Below are 18,818 nucleotides of genomic sequence, written 5' to 3' on the forward strand. Positions count from 1 at the left end.
TCATGTTTGAAGATGTCCCTTTTTTTTGCTTCTGTTGCTGATAAATGTCATATTTTGATTGTTTTAAGTTGCGTAACTTTAAGAGTTGGGTGTATATCAGTGTCTTGATTTTGTTTGCTGTTTTCCCAATTTATTATCCCCATGTTTTATTGGATGTTGTTTGAGTGATGTTTTTAGGTATAGCAGAAGGACCTGAAGTGGCTGTGAATTAAATTTAAATGTCATGAAAAATATACTCCTACCCACCGATTTTTCTGAGAATTCTTGGAATGCCATCAAATATGCTTTGCAGCTATTTGAGAATGAAACTTGTAAATTTTATTTACTCCATACCTATACACCGCCAATTTATCAAATGGATTATGCTTTACTGATTCCTGATAATTTAAGCATGGTAGATACCGCTAGAACTAAAGCTGTAGAGGGGTTGAATAATTTTGTGGAACGCATACATAAAGAATTTCCAAATTCCAAACACACCATTGAGTATCAAGCTATATTTAATACCTTGATTCAGGAAATCATCATATTTACTAGACAAAAGGAGATAGATTATATAGTGATGGGGACCAAAGGTGCATCTGGAACTAAAGGGATTTTATTTGGTTCCAATACGGTACATGTCTTTAAAAGTGTAAAATGTCCAGTGTTGGCCATTCCTGAAAATTTTACTTTTGAAACGCCACACGAAGTGTTGTTTCCAACGGATTACTCAATTCAATACAAAGAAATTCAATTAAAGCCTATTCGCGATATTTTGTCGGCACATAGTTCTCGCATTAATATTTTAAATGTAGAGCCAGATATAGGTTTATCTGACTGGCAAGAAAGCAACAAGGCAATTCTAGATGATTACTTTAAAAACATGGCTCATATATTCCATAGTTTGAGTGACTTGACAGTTGTAGAGGCTATTGCAAAATTTCAGGTTAAGGCCAAAATTAATTTGCTGGTCATGATTAATAATAAGCACTCCTTTTTTGAAAACTTGTTTTTCAAATCCAATATCAATCAAATAGGGTTCAATCTTAAAGTTCCATTTTTATTGATCCCTTCAAAAATGTAAAACGCTTAAATTTACTGAGGAAGTGGCTTGCTTCTTGTAGTAAATGTTCAATGAGTGAAATTAATAGTATATGAAAATTGTTTCCTGGAATGTTAATGGTGTTAGAGCTATATTAAATAAGGGGTTTAAAGAATCTGTAGAGACTATAGCACCTGATATACTGTGCCTGCAGGAAACTAAGGCGCAAGATAGTGAGGTGCGCAAGGCTTTGGATGGATTTAAGGAGTATACGCTACATTGTAATTCGGCTAGTAAAAAGGGGTATTCAGGAAGTGCTTTATTGGTAAAGCAATTGCCGTTGTCCGTAACAAATGATATTGGAGTAGAGGAACATGATGATGAAGGGCGTGTACAGTGTGCGGAATATGGGGATTTTTATTTGGTGAATGTATATGTACCCAATTCGGGGCAAAAATTGGATAGGTTGGAGTATCGAAAACAGTGGGACAAAGATTTTCTGAAGTATTTAAAAGATTTGGAAAGCAAGAAGCCAGTTATAGTTTGTGGCGATTTTAATGTGGCGCATCAACCAATGGATCTAAAAAACGACAAAGCCAATTATAACAAAACAGCAGGGTATACTCAAATTGAAATTGATGGTATGGATGCTTTTATAGCTGCTGGTTTTGTAGATGTGTTTAGGGAGTTGCATCCAGATGAAGTTGCCTATACTTATTGGAGTTACCGTTTTAAGGCAAGAGAACGTAATGTGGGGTGGCGGATTGATTATTTTTTGGTGAGTAAGGTTTTGCTCGATAGGGTTAAATCTGTAACCATTTTTAATGACGTTTATGGTTCAGACCATTGCCCAGTGCAGTTGGAAATAGAACTGTAGTTGTTCCTGTGTTATGGTGCACTGAACTATGTTAAGGTAAGGGTAAAGCAATACCCCGCCAATCTTTAATTGGTGTTGTAGTTTGGGCCAATCAATGTTTTGATTAAAGACTTTTTACAAAGCTGAATACAATTTTTTTAAATGATCTAAAATTACTTTCAAAAGTGGTGATACGATCTTTTATGCTTTTGTGTTCTTCTCTAAAACTGCTGTCAGACATAGGTTGTTCTCCATTTTCGATTTTAGATAGTAACCGTTCGTGTTTCATGATGACTTGTTGAAAGTCTTCAAAAAGATCTTTATGGATCTGGTCTAGTTCCTTTAGCATTTTTGCATGGTCTTTCTGCTGTTCGGTAGAAGGTGTTTTTTTAGATAAAAGGTCTTCAAAAAATCGGGTTTCATCTTTCCAAAAAGCTAGGTTTTCTAACCATTCTTTGCTTTCAAAATGCAGCACATTTAGTGCTGCTCCCAATAGGAGTTCGGTTTTTGGGTTTGCATGTGTTGTTTCCATGATATATTAATTCAAGGTTTATTAGGATTTAAATAGTTCTTTATAAAACTGTCCCGAATGCTAATTCGGGCGGTCTGTATCAAGTGTATGGCTGATACGGTGGTAATTTGTTTGAGATTTGCTATTTCAGTTGGGGTAAAATTGTAGTTTGCAAATAGGCTGAAGGTAGATTGAATAGGGGCGGGAAGCTGCTTAAGTACTGTGGCAATGTGTTTTTGGATTTTGTTGTCGTCCAATTTTCTGTCCAATTGATCAATGTACTGTTGTTCGTTATCTTCAATAAAAACATGGTTTAAAGTGTAATCGTTTTTATTGTAGGATATGTCATCTAGCTCTTCAAGCATCAGTAAATCGCCGTCTCCATCTGTGCTGAACTGTTCTTCCATTTCATTTCGTTCGTCTTTAGTGAAGTCGTCAATATTTTTATTGAAAAAGTTGTCAAATTCCTCATCAACAGTAATATCTTCAAGTAATTTGTCTGTTTTTTTGAATAACCACAAGTAAAAGTCATCAGCCTTTTGTACCTCTTCAATATTATCGTAAACCTCTACAAAAAGTTGATCTATAATATCATCTGCACTGTATTTGTTTCTTGAAAAATGAGGATGGTTCGATAGGGTTGCCAGCCGTTCTTGAACATATTTCTTAAGGCTTGATAGAATTTTGAGAGTGAGGTTATTGAAGTCTTCTTTGTTGTTTGCTTTTTTGAGGCTGATTAGCTCCGGGAATGTCTCTGTGATAGTCATTCGTAGGTGGCTGGGTTTGTATATGTCTGCTGTAGCTTTCATGGCTTTAATATTTAATTTTTTTGTTTTTGTACTCTTTGTGTTGAATTGCAGTTTCGTTTTAAGGAAGTTGTGCCGTTAAATATTTACATGTGTTTTGAAAGGAATTTAAAGAACTCCCTTTTCAAATCATGATAGATCATTCTTTGGGTTTCCATGCGCTCTCTTAAAAGGAAGTGCTTTTTAGCTAGGTTGAAATTCATAGCAAGCTCACCTTTTTTGTCATGTTCGAACATGTCTGTTTCGTGGACGTTAATGTCATGTAAAAGTGAGTCTATAATCTCGTGCTGACGAATAAATTGGTTTTGGTAGTGTTCCAATTGCGCCAATACACTGTGGTGGGTCCAGCGTTCAACTAGTTCTTCTAAGCGGTTGTTGAATGATTGTAATTCATCTTCTAGAAATAAGAGCTCTCTTTCCCATTGTTTATGCTCAAAATGCAAATCTGAAATTTGGATTATTAGCGTTTCCATGAGTTCTAATGTTTAAGTTTTCATCTTGTTTAACTTATAGATTGTTGATGGTTGCCAAGATTCCGGTCAACGGAAAATGACATGGTAGAACGTTAATAATTTCAATAGGGTTTAAAAGAGAAGCCTAATCTTGGAAAGATAAAATGTGGAGCTGATGAGGTATCAATATACGTTTAAAAATGTAAAATTGAAATGATATTTATCAGTTGAAATACAGGTATTTAGGTTTGATTTTCTAAATGAGTTGTCGTCTATTTTACATTTTGTGTTGCTTCTGTTTTATATCATCTTGAAGTATGTTCTAAAATAAGTTTATTTTAGAGAAATAAAGACTGTTGAAAATTCTGAATATATGGTATGTAATCTGTTTGCAAGGTATTTATTAATAGTTGGGGTGACGATCTCCACCGTTGGTTATGCTCAAGAATCCAAAGATATTATCGCTCGAATAGAGCAAGAGGCCAATAAAAATTCCCAATTGGAAAATTTGGCACATCACCTTTTGGATGTCATTGGTCCCAGGTTAACAGGAACACCACAAATGGAACAGGCTAGTGATTGGGTTATGGAAACCTATAAAAAATGGGGAATTGATGTAGAAAGAGAGGATTGGGGAGAGTGGAAAGGTTGGGAGCGTGGGATTACCCATATCGATATGGTGTCACCTCGTGTGCAATCTTTAGAGGGGATTCAATTAGCTTGGAGTCCAACAACACCTCCAGAAGGTGTGGTTGGAGAGGTGGTGACCTTGCCTATAGTGAAAGATTCTATACATTTTCAGAAATGGTTAAAGACAGTAAAAGGAAAGTTTGTTTTGACTTCGAAGTACGAGTTAACAGGGCGTCCTGATAGTAGTTGGGAGAACTTTGCTAGGCCCGAGTCATTTGAAAAATTGAAGAATTCTCGCGATTCCATTACAAGAGCATGGTATAGAAACATTGCGAGAACTGGCTATAAAAGTGCGGATATTGTGAGGTTATTAGAGAATGCTGGAGCGGTTGGAATAATCTCTAGTTATTGGTCCAAAGGCTTTGGGGTGAACCGTATTTTTGGATCCAAGACAAAAGGCATTCCAACCCTAGATGTGGAATTGGAGGATTATGCCATGCTATATCGTTTAGCGGAAAGTGGAGCGAAGCCTAAAGTTAGGGTGGTCGCTCGTTCAAAAGATTTGGGTTTGGTGCCCGCATTTAATACCATTGGAATGATTAAAGGGTCTAAGAAACCTGAAGAATATGTCATTTTATCGGCGCATTTGGATTCATGGGATGGTGCCACGGGAGCAACCGATAATGGAACAGGAACTGTGTTGATGATGGAAGTGATGCGCATTCTGAAAAAAGTGTATCCCAATCCAAAACGTACCATTTTAGTAGGGCATTGGGGAAGTGAAGAACAAGGCTTGAATGGTTCCAGAGCTTTTGTAGAAGACCATCCTGAAATTGTGGAATACGTGCAGGTGGTCTTGAATCAGGATAACGGAACGGGGAGAATCACGGATATCTCTGGGGCGGGTTTTTTGAATTCCTACGAATATCTCTCAAGATGGTTGGCAGCCGTACCTAAAGAAATTTCACAACAGGTGAAAACTACGTTTCCAGGGTCGCCTAGTAGCGGTGGTTCGGATAATGCGTCCTTTGTGGCCGCAGGTGTGCCGGCGTTTTATCTAGGAGCTCTTAATTGGGATTACAGGGATTATACTTGGCATACCAATCGGGATACTTATGACAAGATTGTGTTTGATGATTTAAGGAACAACGTAATTTTAACGGCAGTCCTAGCTTATATGGCTTCCGAGGATCCTGAAACCGCTTCTCGTGAAAAAATAGTTATGCCTACGGATCCTAAAACAGGTGAACAGCAATTGTGGCCTGAACAGAAATCACCGAAAAGGTTGGGTGGCGTTGATTAGTTTTTTGGTTTCCACAGGGCGATAAGTCCAAATATCGGACCAATAGCTAAAATCGAAAATATGAGAGGCGAATCGAAACGGCTATTTAATTGGGTTAAAAGTTGAATGCTGAATATGGTGATTGCAAAACCAATACAATTGACAATGGTGAGCGCGGTTCCTTTTATTTCTGTGGGCGCATTTTGGGCAACCATGGTAGAAAACATAGGGGAGTCCATGATGACTACCATTCCCCAAAAAATCAAAAATGACACAAAAAGGAAATTTCCAAGTTGAAAAACCAAAGGAAAAAGAAGACAGCATATGCCCGAAAGTAAAAGTGCTGTTGAGGCGGTGTGTTTGGTTCCTTTGCGTTGGGAAATATATCCTGCCAATACGCAAGAGAGTCCTCCAATAGCGATGATGGTGAACGCTGTTAAAGAGATGTTGATGTTACTATGGGTTTGTTGGTTGTAATGTTTTAGCATAAAAGGTACAAATGCCCAAAACGCATAGAGTTCCCACATATGACCAAAATATCCAAAGGCCGCAGATCGGAATTTTCTGTTTTTAAAAACTCTTGAGATGGCTTTAAAATCTAAACCTTTACTAGCTTTTCGGTAAGGGCCGTTTGGAACAAAAATGGCAATAACTACCCCTCCAATGAGAGTCAAACAGGAGGTGGCTGTTAATACATAGGTCCAAGAGATGGTTTGCATCGCGCTTTTCAAAAGATGAGGGAGAGCTGTACCAATAACCAGAGCGCCAACAAGAAATCCTAATGATTTGCCTAGTCCTTTTTGATAGTAGTCAGCGGCAATTTTCATGCCTACTGGATAAATGCCTGCAAGGAAGAATCCTGTTAAAAAACGAAAGGTGAATAAGGTGCTATAGTTGTTGCTATTGAAAATCATACAGCTATTACATACCGCTCCAAGAATGGCGCAGGTTAAAAAGACTTTGGAAGGAGAAAACCTGTCGGCAATGGTGAGTAAGGCAAAGGTTAAGGTGCCGATTATAAAACCAAATTGTACGGCAGAGGTAAGGTTGCCCAAGGCGGTTTCGTTTAAGTTGAAATTTTTAACCAAATTATCCATGATACCATTTCCTGCAAACCAAAGTGAGGTGCAACAAAATTGTGAGATCACAATAATGGGAAGGATGCGTTTGGCTGGTTTTTCGGAAATAGTCATTCTGAAAAATGTTGGTTTTTAAAGTTTTGGTTTGTTCTAATTTCGTTTATTTTTTTTGAAATGCTCAATGGATGGAAATAAAAATGCCTCGAGAGGTTCTCGAGGCATTTTGTAATAAAGGTTGTTTTTATAATCAATTAAAGTCCAAAAGAGGTCTTTACCGTATCTACATAATCTAGTTTTTCCCAAGTAAATAGTTCAACATCCATTGTGATGTCTTCTCCATTTGGTTGCGAAAATACTTTAGAAACCACTTCATTGGTACGTCCCATATGTCCGTAAGCGGCAGTTTCACTGTACATTGGTTGGCGTAATTTTAAACGCTCTTCAATGGCTGCTGGGCGCATATCGAAAATTTGTGCTACTTTTTTGGCAATTTCTCCGTCTGTCAAATCTACATGTGAAGTACCATAAGTATCCACAAAGATTCCCATAGGCTCAACTACTCCAATAGCATAACTCACTTGAATCAATACCTCGTCACAAACACCTGCGGCAACCAAGTTTTTGGCAATGTGTCTAGTGGCATAAGCGGCACTTCGGTCTACTTTACTTGGATCTTTTCCTGAAAAAGCACCACCTCCGTGAGCTCCTTTGCCTCCGTAAGTGTCCACAATAATTTTTCGTCCGGTCAACCCTGTGTCTCCGTGAGGACCACCAATTACAAACTTTCCGGTAGGATTGATATGGTATGTGATGTTGTCGTTGAACAATTGTTGAATGTGCTCTGGTTGTTTTGCAATAACACGAGGAATTAAAATTTCCACTAAATCCTTACGGATTTTAGCCAGCATTTCATCGTCGCTGCCAAAGTCGTCGTGTTGCGTAGAAATTACAATAGAGTCAATACGTTGAGGCGCATTGTCATCGCTATATTCAATGGTTACTTGGCTTTTAGAGTCGGGGCGTAAATATGTAATGTCTTGATTTTCTCTTCTTAATTCGGCAAGCTCCTTAAGGATGTTGTGAGATAAATCCAAAGCCAAAGGCATGTAGTTTTCGGTTTCGTTGGTGGCATAGCCAAACATCATTCCTTGGTCACCTGCTCCTTGTTCTTCTTTGGAAGCTCTGTCTACCCCTCGGTTGATATCTTCAGACTGTTCGTGGATTGCAGAAAATACACCACACGAATTGCCGTCAAACATATAGGCGCCTTTGGTATATCCAATTTTGTTGATAGTGTCCCTTGCTATTTTTTGTACATCTAGATAGGTGTTCGATTTTACCTCTCCTGCAAGTACAACTTGTCCTGTGGTTACCAAGGTTTCGCAAGCCACTTTGGAATCTGGATCAAAGGCTAGAAAATTATCAATAAGAGCATCACTTATTTGGTCCGCTACTTTGTCTGGGTGTCCTTCAGATACACTCTCCGAAGTAAATAAATATGCCATAAAATAAAAATAAAATATGCTTAAATTGGAGAGATTTGACGGTAGCGTCAAAGGAAGTTGTCCACTGTCCTTTAGCATTTTTTAATGAGGTTGCAATCAGTCAAATCTTTCCTCTAAATTTCGGCTACAAATGTACTGATTAAATTAAAAGAACAAAACCCTTTCCCTTAAAAAGCAACTTAACGAATTGTTAATATATGATTTGGGGGATTTTTGCAGGTAAATGTTTAATATGTAAAAAAAAATGTTATACTATCTTTTTTAGAGAAGAATCATTAATTTAAGAGTGAAAAACTAACAATTCTGTATTTCTTTTTAAAACTTATGACTTTTGATCAAGCTTAAGTAATTTTATATCCTCACTCTTACGAGAAAAATTTTATGGGAACACAACCAAAATTAACACGATTTAATCAAGAAGTATTGTCCAAATATCAGATATACAACAGTATATTCATGACTTTACCTTTTGATACCATTTCCAAAACAGGCGTTTTATTGCCGTTATTTCATGAAACCTGTAAAAAGGGGTTTGAACGAGGAGATGACCCAACAACGATAGTAGATACCTTTTTTTCAAAATACCAAGGAAGGCGCAGTAAGGAAAGTCAAATTAATTTACTGTTCCGCTTTATTCAATACATCGAGCGTCAAGTAGTATTGTTTGATGCTATTGAGGATGCTGCTTTCCCAACGGTAAATAACATGGATGGGATAGGGACCTTGAGAAGCTTAAAAGAAGCTGTCGCCTCCGACGGTAATTTGGAAATGTTGAGACAGTATCTGGAAGAATTTAAGGTGCGAATTGTACTTACGGCACACCCAACCCAGTTTTATCCGGGATCGGTTTTGGGGATTATTACGGATCTTACCGAGGCTATCAAGAATAACGATTTGCTACAGATCAATGATCTTTTGGCACAGTTGGGGAAAACGCCCTTTTTTAAGCGTACCAAGCCTACGCCATACGATGAAGCTATCAGCTTAATCTGGTACCTAGAAAATGTATTTTATTATTCCTTCGGAACAATTTATGACTATATCCAACAAAACATTTTTGATGGCAAACAGGTGGATAATGATATCATCAACCTAGGGTTTTGGCCTGGGGGAGATAGGGACGGAAATCCTTTTGTAACTCCGGAGATTACACTTAAAGTGGCTAGTAGGTTAAAAATGACCATTCTTAAGAACTACTATAAAAGTGTAAGAAAGTTGAGGAGAAGGTTGACTTTTAGTGATGTTGAAGATAGAGTGGCTGCTTTGGAGTCTCAATTATATAATGCATTTATAGATGTAGATGCCGCTAACAATATTACTTTGGAGCATTTCAAATCGGAACTTGAGTTCATTCTTAAGACTATTAAGGAAAAGCACCAATCTCTTTATTTTAAAGAAGTGAATAGCTTGTTGAATAAAGTGCATCTTTTCGGATTTCATTTTGCAACTTTAGATATCAGGCAAGATAGTCGAGCGCACGACAAGGTATTTACGGAAATGGTGGATACCCTTATTGCTAGTGGAAGTGATATTTTTCCGAAAAACTATAATGAGCTTTCTGAAACAGAACAGGTCAAGATTCTTTCTGAAGTAAAAGGAAAGGTGGATTTATCTTTAATAAAGGACGAAGAAGTACTGAAGGCCTTGAATACTATAAAGGCTATTAAGGAAATTCAGAGTAAGAATGGTGAGCGAGCTGCCAACCGATATATTATCAGTAACAATCAAACCACTCTCAATGTTATGCAGCTGTTTGCTATGCTTAAGTTGGTGGCTTTCCAAGATGAATTGACAGTTGATATCGGGCCATTGTTTGAGACGATTACCGATTTGGAAAATGCCCACTTGGTAATGGAAGAACTTTATACCAATCCTGCATATAAAGCGCACCTAAAAGCTAGAGGAAATAAACAGACCATAATGTTAGGGTTTTCAGATGGAACCAAGGATGGTGGATACCTCATGGCTAACTGGGCTATTTTTAAAGCTAAAGAGCGACTCACCGAGGTGTCACGTAAATATGATGTGTCTGTCATATTCTTTGATGGTCGGGGAGGACCGCCGGCAAGAGGTGGAGGTAAAACACATCAGTTTTACGCGTCTTTGGGGCCTACAATCGAAGATAAGGAAGTGCAGTTGACCATTCAGGGGCAGACGATCAGTTCTAATTTTGGAACTTTAGATTCCTCGCAATACAATATGGAGCAATTGATAAGTTCCGGAATCTATAACCAATTGCATGAAGATGTTAATAGAATGTCTCCAGACAATGTTAAGGTAATGGATGATTTGGCTAATACAAGTCTCCAAACTTATATGGACTTTAAGGGGCATCCTATGTTTATTCCGTATTTGGAACGCATGAGTACGCTTAAATACTATGCTAAAACTAATATAGGAAGTCGCCCGTCGAAACGTGGAAAGTCTGATAAGCTTATATTTTCAGATTTAAGAGCGATTCCGTTTGTTGGATCTTGGAGTCAGTTGAAACAAAATGTACCTGGTTTTTTTGGAGTAGGAACAGCGCTTAAAAAATATGAGGATGCTGGTGAGTTTGATAAAGTGAAGCATTTGTACAAAAGCTCTAATTTCTTTAGAACTTTAATTGCCAATAGTATGATGTCTTTATCAAAATCCTTTTTTGATTTGACCAAGTATATGGCTGAAGATCCTGAATTTGGTGAGTTCTGGGAAATCATTCATACCGAGTATGAAACTACTAAGCGTTTATTGTTAAAGCTTACGGATTCTAAAGTGTTGATGGAAGATGAGCCAGCGGGGAAGGCTTCAATTGAGGTAAGAGAGTCTATTGTGTTGCCTTTGTTGACCATTCAGCAATATGCTCTTAAAAAAATACAGGAGCTTGAAAAAGCAGAGGTGAGAGATGAAGCGCAAATTGAGATTTTTGAAAAAATAGTGACGCGCTCACTATTCGGGAATATCAATGCCAGTAGAAATTCTGCATAAATATTATCTGGAAATAGAAAATTAAAAACCCTCGAAGTAAAATGCTCTTCGAGGGTTTTTTGTATATGCAAAGCTAAATTAGTTAATCGTTATAGGCATTCATACCGTGTTCTGTAATGTCCAAACCTTTAATTTCATCTTGTTCTGGAACTCTTAACCCTATGGTTTTCTTAAGGATGAAAAGTACGATGAAAGTGGTCACAATTGCCCAGGCACCAATACTGAAAACCCCTATGGCTTGCACTCCTAGTTGTTTAAATCCTCCTCCATAGAATAGGCCTCCATCAGTTGCAAAAACTCCTACAAGCAGAGTTCCGAAAGCTCCCACTACTCCATGTACGGAAATTGCTCCAACTGGATCGTCTATTTTTAATTTTTTATCAATAAACTCAATAGAAAGTACAACTAGAAAACCAGAAAGGATTCCTATGATAGCTGCTCCTCCTGGGGATACCGCGGCACATCCAGCAGTAATTCCTACTAAGCCAGCTAAGGCGCCATTTAAAGTCATGGACAAATCTGGTTTTCCATATTTGGCCCAGGTTAAAAATAAGGCTGTAACTGCACCTCCGGCAGCGGCAAGGTTGGTAGTGATGACAATGTTGGCAACATTGTTGGCACTTCCTCCTGAAATGGCTAATTCAGAACCAGGGTTGAAGCCAAACCACCCTAACCAAAGAATGAATACACCCAATGCCCCGTACATCATATTGTGACCAAGGATTGCGTTGGACTTACCTCCTGTGTATTTTCCAATTCTAGGTCCTATTAAAGCGGCAGCTACCAGTCCGGCCCATCCCCCTACAGAGTGTACCACTGTGGATCCTGCAAAGTCAATAAAGCCTAATTCTGTTAGCCATCCGTCACCTTGCCAAACCCAATGTCCTGAGATTGGATAAATTATGGTGGTGATAATTAAGGAGAAAATGATGTAAGTTGAGAATTTTGTACGCTCAGCAACAGCTCCGGATACAATGGTTGCGGCGGTGGCGCAAAATACAGTTTGGAAAAACAAATTGTGCATGTCTCCTGGTGTGTTGTAAAAAAGGGAAGGGCTGCCAATGAATTTTCCAATGGAATCACCGTACATGATTGTATAGCCAATGGCCCAAAACCCTAAAGATCCTATACATAGGTCCATCAGGTTTTTCATGACAATATTAATGGTGTTTTTGGATCTTGTAAAACCGGCTTCTACCAAGGTGAACCCAGCTTGCATAAAAAATACAAAGATACCAGCAACGAGAATCCAAAAAATATCTAGAACACCATTTATTTCTGTTATTTGGTTTGTTAATTCTTCCATGTTAATTATTTGTTTCTTTATTAGTTTATTTTAAAGTTTCTCCTCCTTTTTCACCGGTGCGGATTCTGTAGCACTCTTTGATATCGGACACGAAAATTTTTCCATCTCCAACTTCTCCGGTTTTGGCGGACTCAATGATTGTTTTTACTGTGACTTCCTCAAAATCATCGTTAACCACAATGGAGAGGTAGCTTCTTTTGATGTCGCTAGTACTGTAGCTGATACTGCGGTATACATGGCCTTCTTTTTCGTTGCCAAGACCTGTAACATCCCAATAGGAGAAAAAGTTTACTCCTACTTTGTGAAGAGCTTCTTTTACTTCTGAAAATTTGGATTTTCTGATTATTGCTTCAATTTTCTTCATTATTAGATAGTTTATTATTTATAAAAATGTAGTGTCGATTTTTAGAAAGCATAAATAGCAGCTAAAAGAAATGAGCTTAAACTTTTTGTTGGTGCCAAATCGTTGTCCATGAAGGCATCGTCTGAAGCACTGTCTAAGCGCAGTTCTGGTTTAATAATTAAGCTGTTGATGGTGTAGCTTCCCGTAAGGGTGGCGGCAAATACACTTGAATCTTCAACGCCTGTACCAATGGCACCAAAGTCACCATCTTCAAGGAAATATTCACCTCTAAAACCAATGGTGAAGTTGTCGCTTGTGGCAAATTGAGGATAAAGAGCTACGCCTGCGAAGCCAAAATCATCATTATTATAATAGGCGGCATTTATGCCAAGGAAGACACTATTGGTAATGTCGAATCCTCCTGTATAGTCAATTTCAAAGGCGCCGTCGTCAGTCAGGAAATTTAGGTACTGCCCCTTAAAGCCTAGTTGGGCTCCAAATGCATATTTGCCTGTTGGATTAAATTCGGTTAGGTCCGTTGGGTTCATAACCGCAAGCATTAAGCTGAAGTCGTCTGTAAAAGCAAAGTCAGCTTTAAGTCCCGTATGGCTAAATGGTCCATAGGAAAATAGGTAGGAGGTGCTGTAATTGAAATTGGCAACGGGAGAAATTACTTCATATCCAAGAAAGGTGTTAAAGTTACCAAAGGTTAGGGTTACTTTGTCGGATACATTCCAATAGGCGTAAAGTTGATTGACAATATCTCCTGTAGCAGAATACATTGGTGAAGCGAAAATGGCATCCGTTCCTCTTGGTCCAAAGACCAAATCGGCTACAAAGCCTACTTTTTCACCTTCGTAGGCGGCAATTACATTGGCCATGCCAAGTGCAAACCCAGGTAGGTTGGCAAAAGATGATCCCGGAGCGACGATGGTGCCGTCTTCAAGTTCTTTGTTGGGACCGTTAAAATTAACCCTGTAATAAGCGTCAATACTACCGCTTAAGGAAAATTTCTTTTTGTCTTCAGAATCACTTTTTGGGGCGTCTTCTTGGGCGCTTAATTGGCTAATTGCCATTAAGAACAAGTAAAGGGTGAAAAGTTTTTTCATACAAAATTGTTTTGGTTAATTATTGTTTAAAACTATGTAAAAACTATTTATACCCATCAAAAAAAGGGGGTTAAGTAGGAATTTTTATCATTTGATTAGTTTTGACCCTATAATAATTAGGGGTTGTTTGTGATTTTTTGATTTTTCTAAGAATTTTTCAATTTCATAAATGATGAAATCTTAAAATTTTAGGTAAAAAAATAAGGTTAACACATGTTAGTTTGTGTTATTTTGGGTTATTTTCAATAAAAACTGAATTTTAACGATAAAAGTTGATTTGAAAAACTTTAGTTTTTTAAGGGTCTGATTGTGTAATTCTAATTATAAAAGCCCTAATTTGATGAAATCGTAATAATGCTAAGTGTTTTATTATTAATGCCTTTTTCTCTCCTATATTAGTAAATCCAATTTGAGAGATTTACAATAAAATTTTAAGGTTATGTTGAAGAAACAGGGGTTGTATTTGCCAGAATTTGAACACGATAATTGTGGTGCAGGATTTATATGTAGTTTAAAAGGAATCAAGTCTAATGATATTATTCATAAGGCGCTCCAGATTCTTGAGAAGTTGGAGCATCGTGGTGCGGTAAGTGCCGATGGGAAGACAGGAGATGGAGCGGGTATTTTGGTCGATATTCCTCATGAGTTTTTTGTGGCCAATTGTAAATTTAAGTTGCCTAAGGAGCGGGAGTATGCTGTAAGTAATGTCTTTTTGCCCAAAAAGGAAAACCAACGTAAATTTTGTATTTCGGTTTTAGAAAAACATGTAGAAGAACAAGGACTTAAAGTTTTAGGTTGGAGGGATGTGCCGGTAGATGAATCTGTCCTTGGGGAAATAGCCGCAGTAACACAACCTTATATCAAGCAAGTGTTTATTGGTAAAGGCGATAAAAATCAGGATGATTTTCTGTTTAATGTAAAGCTGTTCATTGCAAGGAAAAAAGCAGAGCATGAAATTATTGCTTCCAAGATTTCGGAAAGTGCCTTTTTCTATTTACCTAGTTTATCTACTAAGGTCATTATATATAAAGGACTTTTAATCCCAGAAGACATCAAATTGTTTTATAAAGATTTGAATGATCCTTTATTGGTCACTCGTTTGGCTTTGGTGCACCAGCGTTTTTCAACTAACACTTTTCCAACTTGGGATTTGGCGCAGCCTTTTAGGTATATGTGCCATAATGGAGAAATCAATACTTTAAGAGGTAATGTTTCCCGTATGTATTCCAGAGAGGAATTAATGGAAAGTGAGTTGTTTGGTGAAGAAATCAAAAAGATTTTACCAATTGTACTTCCTAGAAAATCAGATTCGGCTTCTATGGATATGGTGGTTGAGCTGTTGTTAATGACGGGGCGTTCCTTGCCAGAAGTTATGATGATGCTGGTGCCTGAAGCTTGGGAGAAGAATTCAGACATGTCTGATAGCAAAAAAGCTTTTTATGAATATAATTCCTGTTTAATGGAACCTTGGGATGGTCCAGCGTCCATTCCTTTCACAGATGGAGATTATATTGGTGCTGTTTTGGATAGAAACGGACTGCGTCCTTCAAGATATTCGGTAACCAAAGATGGTTATGTTATTATGTCTTCGGAAATTGGGGTGATTGATATTGAACCTAAAAATGTCGAACACCACGGGCGGTTGGAACCAGGAAAAATGTTCTTGGTAAATATGAAGGAAGGGCGGATTGTAAATGATGAAGAAATTAAGGAACGTATTGCCGCTATGCATCCGTATCGCAAATGGATAGACAATAATTTGGTGCAACTACGTGATATACCCTATAATGATTGTCCAGTCTTTTTTAATGAAGAGCCTTTAGAAAAGCGTAAAGTGGTGTTTGGGTATACCCAAGAGGATGTCAATACTATTATTTTGCCAATGGCAAAAAATAGCAAAGAGCCTATAGGGTCTATGGGGAGCGACACGCCGTTGGCGGTGTTGTCTGAAAGACCGCAGTTGATTTATAATTACTTTAAGCAGTTATTTGCCCAGGTTACCAACCCGCCTTTGGATGGAATTCGTGAGGAATTGATTACGGACATAAGTTTGACTTTAGGGAGTGATTCCAATATTTTTGAGATAGATGAAAAGCACTGTCAAAAGCTTAAAATTCAGAATCCAGTAATTTCCAAACAAGATTTAGATAAAATTAAAAGCTATAAAAACCCACATTTCAAGGTTGGGGAAATTCCAATGCTATACGATGTCCAAAAGGGGCATAATGGTTTGGAGGATGCTTTGGAAGATATATTGGAGCAGGCAGCCAAATGTATTGAGGAAGGTACCAATATTATTATTCTTTCCGATAGAAATACTAATGATGTGAAAGCGCCGATACCTGCGCTCTTGGCTTGCTCTTATGTGAATAGTGGTTTGTATAAGTTGGGGAAACGTTCTCAAATAAGCATTATCATAGAATCTGCTGAGCCAAGGGAAGTGCATCATTTTGCGATGCTATTTAGTTATGGGGCTAGTGCTATTAACCCTTATATGGTAAATGAAATTATTGAAGATCAAATGGATGATCTTAATGATTCTTCAATAGATCCTTTACAGGCTATAAACAACTATAACAAAGCGGTAGGAAAAGGGATTTTAAAGGTGATGAATAAAATAGGTATTTCTACACTGAACTCCTACCGAGGGGCGCAATTGTTTGAGTGTATTGGAATCAATTCTGATGTAGTGGAAAAGTATTTTCCTAAAACAGTGACCAGAATCCAAGGGGTTGATTTGCATCAATTGGAAAAAGAAATCAATAAGCGCTATCAAAAAGCGTATAAAAGTAAGCATATAGCTGCTAATCTTGATTTGGAAATTGGAGGACAATACCGTTGGAGAAGAAATGGGGAGCATCATTTGTTTAATCCGTTATCAGTAGCAAAATTGCAAGAAGCAGTAAGGAGCAATAAGCCTAAAACCTATGAGGAATACTCTAAAATCATTAATGATCAGTCTAAACAGCTAATGACTATTAGGGGCTTGTTTGAATTTGCAAACTATGATCCAATCCCTTTAGAAGAAGTGGAGCCTTGGACGAATATTGTCAAGCGATTTAAAACAGGGGCCATGTCTTATGGTTCTATCAGTAAGGAAGCCCATGAGAACTTAGCCATTGCCATGAATCGTATTGGCGGAAAAAGTAACTCAGGAGAAGGAGGGGAAAATGAAGAACGTTTTTATAAAGACGTCAATGGTGATTGGAAAAATAGTGCAATCAAGCAGGTGGCTTCAGGACGCTTTGGTGTGACCTCCAATTATTTGACCAATGCTCAAGAAATACAGATAAAAATGGCGCAAGGAGCCAAGCCGGGAGAAGGAGGGCAATTGCCAGGACCTAAGGTGAATCCTGAAATAGCTAAAACCAGAAATTCTACGCCTTATGTAGGTTTGATTTCGCCACCTCCTCATCACGATATATATTCAATTGAAGATTTGTCACAATTGATTTACGATTTGAAATCGGCCAATAGAGAAGCGCGTATCAATGTGAAATTGGTATCTGAAGTTGGTGTTGGTACTGTGGCCGCGGGTGTGGCCAAGGCAAAGGCCGATGTGGTATTGATTTCTGGTTATGATGGAGGTACAGGAGCATCGCCGTTAACATCTTTAAAGCATGCCGGGTTGCCTTGGGAATTAGGATTGGCAGAAACACAGCAAACCTTGGTGATGAATAACCTGAGAAATAGGATTGTTGTTGAATGCGATGGTCAATTAAAAACAGGTAGGGATGTTGCTATAGCATGTTTATTGGGGGCTGAGGAATTTGGTTTTGCTACGGCACCATTAGTGGCCTCAGGGTGTATAATGATGCGAGTGTGCCATTTGAATACCTGTCCTGTAGGAATTGCAACTCAGAATCCTGAATTACGCAAGAAGTTTAAAGGAAAACCAGAGCATGTTGTTAACTTCATGTATTTTGTGGCTCAGGAGCTTAGGGAGATCATGGCTAAACTAGGATTTAGAACGGTGGATGAAATGGTGGGTAGAGTTGAGAAATTGGATAGAAATATGGCTATTGATTACTACAAGGCCCATGGTATTGATTTGTCTCCAATTTTACATAAAGTAGAAGTAGAACCAGGAACTAAGTTGTACAATACATGTGGGCAAGATCACTATTTGGAAAAATCATTGGATTTTGAAATTATTAGTCAAGCGCATCCAGCGCTGTTCCGAAAGGAGAAGACTATTTTGGATTTCAAAATTACAAATGAAGACCGCGCTGTTGGTGCGATATTGAGTAATGAGATTTCAAAAATATATGGTGCACAAGGATTGCCGGAAAATACTTTGAAGATTAATTTTAAGGGTAGTGCAGGACAGAGTTTTGGTGCATTCGCGACGCATGGTTTAAGCTTGATTGTGACAGGGAATACCAATGATTATATTGGTAAAGGGCTTTCTGGAGCAAAATTGGTAGTGAAAGTACCTGACGAAGCAACAATTGTCCCTGAGGAAAATGTGATTGTTGGTAATGTGGCCTTTTATGGCGCTACCTCTGGAGAAGCTTATATTAACGGTAAGGCAGGGGAACGGTTCTGTGTTAGAAACTCTGGCGTTAAAACCGTTGTAGAGGGTATTGGAGATCATGGCTGTGAATACATGACAGGAGGTATTGCTGTAATACTTGGAAATGTAGGGCGCAATTTTGGAGCAGGTATGAGCGGGGGAATAGCCTATGTTTACGATAAGAATGAAACCTTCGTAAAGCATTGCAATACAGAGGGACTGAATTTGGACCCAGTAGTTATTCCAGAGGATGTCCAGGAGTTGAAACGATTAATTGAAAATCATTACAATGCCACGCAGAGTGCTTTGGCGCAACGTATTTTGGAAAATTGGGAGAACGAATTGCCTAAATTTATTAAAGTGCTTCCAGAGGAGTACAAGCAGGCTTTGATACGATTGGAAAATGAAAATAACCTTGTAACGAAATAGAAT

13 protein-coding genes are annotated in these 18,818 nt (G+C 38.1%); 5 read left to right on the forward strand and 8 right to left on the reverse strand.

The features are described 5' to 3' along the window. Positions 1-223 precede the first annotated feature (223 nt). A complete protein-coding gene (locus RBH95_RS03965; protein WP_307901427.1) occupies positions 224-1,066 on the forward strand; it encodes a universal stress protein in 843 nt (280 codons plus the stop codon). Positions 1,067-1,136: 70 nt separating this feature from the next. Next, positions 1,137-1,901 carry an exodeoxyribonuclease III gene (locus RBH95_RS03970; protein WP_307901428.1) on the forward strand — a complete coding sequence of 255 codons (765 nt, stop codon included), beginning with the start codon at positions 1,137-1,139 and terminating at the stop codon, positions 1,899-1,901. 103 nt (positions 1,902-2,004) lie between these two features. Here RBH95_RS03970 and RBH95_RS03975 read toward each other — a convergent pair whose 3' ends face one another. The 3 genes from RBH95_RS03975 to RBH95_RS03985 form a co-directional block, all read right to left on the reverse strand. Continuing rightward, on the reverse strand, positions 2,005-2,412 hold the full coding sequence (locus tag RBH95_RS03975; RefSeq protein ID WP_307901429.1) for a hypothetical protein: 408 nt from the start codon (positions 2,410-2,412) through the stop codon (positions 2,005-2,007). Between the two features lie 11 nt (positions 2,413-2,423). Further along, positions 2,424-3,200, reverse strand: coding sequence for a sigma-70 family RNA polymerase sigma factor (locus RBH95_RS03980; protein ID WP_307901430.1), 777 nt, complete (start codon positions 3,198-3,200; stop codon positions 2,424-2,426). A gap of 83 nt (positions 3,201-3,283) precedes the next feature. After that, positions 3,284-3,670 carry a hypothetical protein gene (locus RBH95_RS03985; protein ID WP_307901431.1) on the reverse strand — a complete coding sequence of 129 codons (387 nt, stop codon included), beginning with the start codon at positions 3,668-3,670 and terminating at the stop codon, positions 3,284-3,286. Between the two features lie 352 nt (positions 3,671-4,022). On the opposite strand from RBH95_RS03985, the gene RBH95_RS03990 reads away from it, so the two are divergent. Further along, positions 4,023-5,582, forward strand: a complete 1,560-nt coding sequence (locus RBH95_RS03990) for a M20/M25/M40 family metallo-hydrolase (RefSeq protein ID WP_307901432.1) — start codon at positions 4,023-4,025, stop codon at positions 5,580-5,582. Here RBH95_RS03990 and RBH95_RS03995 read toward each other — a convergent pair. Then, the gene (locus RBH95_RS03995) at positions 5,579-6,754 is read right to left on the reverse strand and encodes a nitrate/nitrite transporter (RefSeq protein ID WP_307901433.1); all 1,176 of its coding nucleotides are present in this window, start codon (positions 6,752-6,754) and stop codon (positions 5,579-5,581) included. The two genes, RBH95_RS03990 and RBH95_RS03995, sit on opposite strands and share 4 nt — an antisense overlap. A 137-nt stretch (positions 6,755-6,891) precedes the next feature. After that, positions 6,892-8,145 (reverse strand): methionine adenosyltransferase, encoded by a 1,254-nt coding sequence (metK, locus tag RBH95_RS04000; protein WP_307901434.1) that lies wholly within the window; start codon positions 8,143-8,145, stop codon positions 6,892-6,894. A gap of 381 nt (positions 8,146-8,526) precedes the next feature. Between metK and RBH95_RS04005 the strand changes: the two genes are divergently transcribed. After that, positions 8,527-11,112 (forward strand): phosphoenolpyruvate carboxylase, encoded by a 2,586-nt coding sequence (locus RBH95_RS04005; RefSeq protein ID WP_307901435.1) that lies wholly within the window; start codon positions 8,527-8,529, stop codon positions 11,110-11,112. 82 nt (positions 11,113-11,194) lie between these two features. On the opposite strand, the gene RBH95_RS04010 is transcribed toward RBH95_RS04005, so the two are convergent. From RBH95_RS04010 to RBH95_RS04020, 3 genes are read right to left on the reverse strand one after another with little or no spacing between them, the layout of a single operon-like run. After that, positions 11,195-12,418, reverse strand: a complete 1,224-nt coding sequence (locus RBH95_RS04010) for an ammonium transporter (RefSeq protein ID WP_307901436.1) — start codon at positions 12,416-12,418, stop codon at positions 11,195-11,197. A gap of 25 nt (positions 12,419-12,443) precedes the next feature. Continuing rightward, entirely contained in the window at positions 12,444-12,782 is a 339-nt protein-coding gene (locus RBH95_RS04015) for a P-II family nitrogen regulator (protein ID WP_307901437.1), read from the reverse strand. A gap of 41 nt (positions 12,783-12,823) precedes the next feature. Further along, positions 12,824-13,870, reverse strand: a complete 1,047-nt coding sequence (locus tag RBH95_RS04020) for a porin (RefSeq protein WP_307901438.1) — start codon at positions 13,868-13,870, stop codon at positions 12,824-12,826. 439 nt (positions 13,871-14,309) lie between these two features. On the opposite strand from RBH95_RS04020, the gene gltB reads away from it, so the two are divergent. Then, positions 14,310-18,815 (forward strand): glutamate synthase large subunit, encoded by a 4,506-nt coding sequence (gene gltB, locus RBH95_RS04025; protein WP_307901439.1) that lies wholly within the window; start codon positions 14,310-14,312, stop codon positions 18,813-18,815. The last annotated feature ends 3 nt before the right edge of the window (positions 18,816-18,818 follow it).

This window comes from Mangrovimonas sp. YM274 (assembly GCF_030908385.1).
In the GTDB taxonomy this organism is placed as follows: Bacteria; Bacteroidota; Bacteroidia; order Flavobacteriales; family Flavobacteriaceae; genus Mangrovimonas_A.

Coding starts and splice junctions, on each gene's coding strand:
- RBH95_RS04005 (WP_307901435.1), top strand. CDS start 8,527: ATGGGAACACAACCAAAATTAACACGATTTAATCAAGAAGTATTGTCC.
- RBH95_RS04010 (WP_307901436.1), bottom strand. CDS start 12,418: ATGGAAGAATTAACAAACCAAATAACAGAAATAAATGGTGTTCTAGAT.
- RBH95_RS03980 (WP_307901430.1), bottom strand. CDS start 3,200: ATGAAAGCTACAGCAGACATATACAAACCCAGCCACCTACGAATGACT.
- RBH95_RS03970 (WP_307901428.1), top strand. CDS start 1,137: ATGAAAATTGTTTCCTGGAATGTTAATGGTGTTAGAGCTATATTAAAT.
- RBH95_RS03965 (WP_307901427.1), top strand. CDS start 224: ATGAAAAATATACTCCTACCCACCGATTTTTCTGAGAATTCTTGGAAT.
- RBH95_RS04020 (WP_307901438.1), bottom strand. CDS start 13,870: ATGAAAAAACTTTTCACCCTTTACTTGTTCTTAATGGCAATTAGCCAA.
- gltB (WP_307901439.1), top strand. CDS start 14,310: ATGTTGAAGAAACAGGGGTTGTATTTGCCAGAATTTGAACACGATAAT.
- RBH95_RS03975 (WP_307901429.1), bottom strand. CDS start 2,412: ATGGAAACAACACATGCAAACCCAAAAACCGAACTCCTATTGGGAGCA.
- RBH95_RS04015 (WP_307901437.1), bottom strand. CDS start 12,782: ATGAAGAAAATTGAAGCAATAATCAGAAAATCCAAATTTTCAGAAGTA.
- RBH95_RS03995 (WP_307901433.1), bottom strand. CDS start 6,754: ATGACTATTTCCGAAAAACCAGCCAAACGCATCCTTCCCATTATTGTG.
- RBH95_RS03990 (WP_307901432.1), top strand. CDS start 4,023: ATGGTATGTAATCTGTTTGCAAGGTATTTATTAATAGTTGGGGTGACG.
- RBH95_RS03985 (WP_307901431.1), bottom strand. CDS start 3,670: ATGGAAACGCTAATAATCCAAATTTCAGATTTGCATTTTGAGCATAAA.
- metK (WP_307901434.1), bottom strand. CDS start 8,145: ATGGCATATTTATTTACTTCGGAGAGTGTATCTGAAGGACACCCAGAC.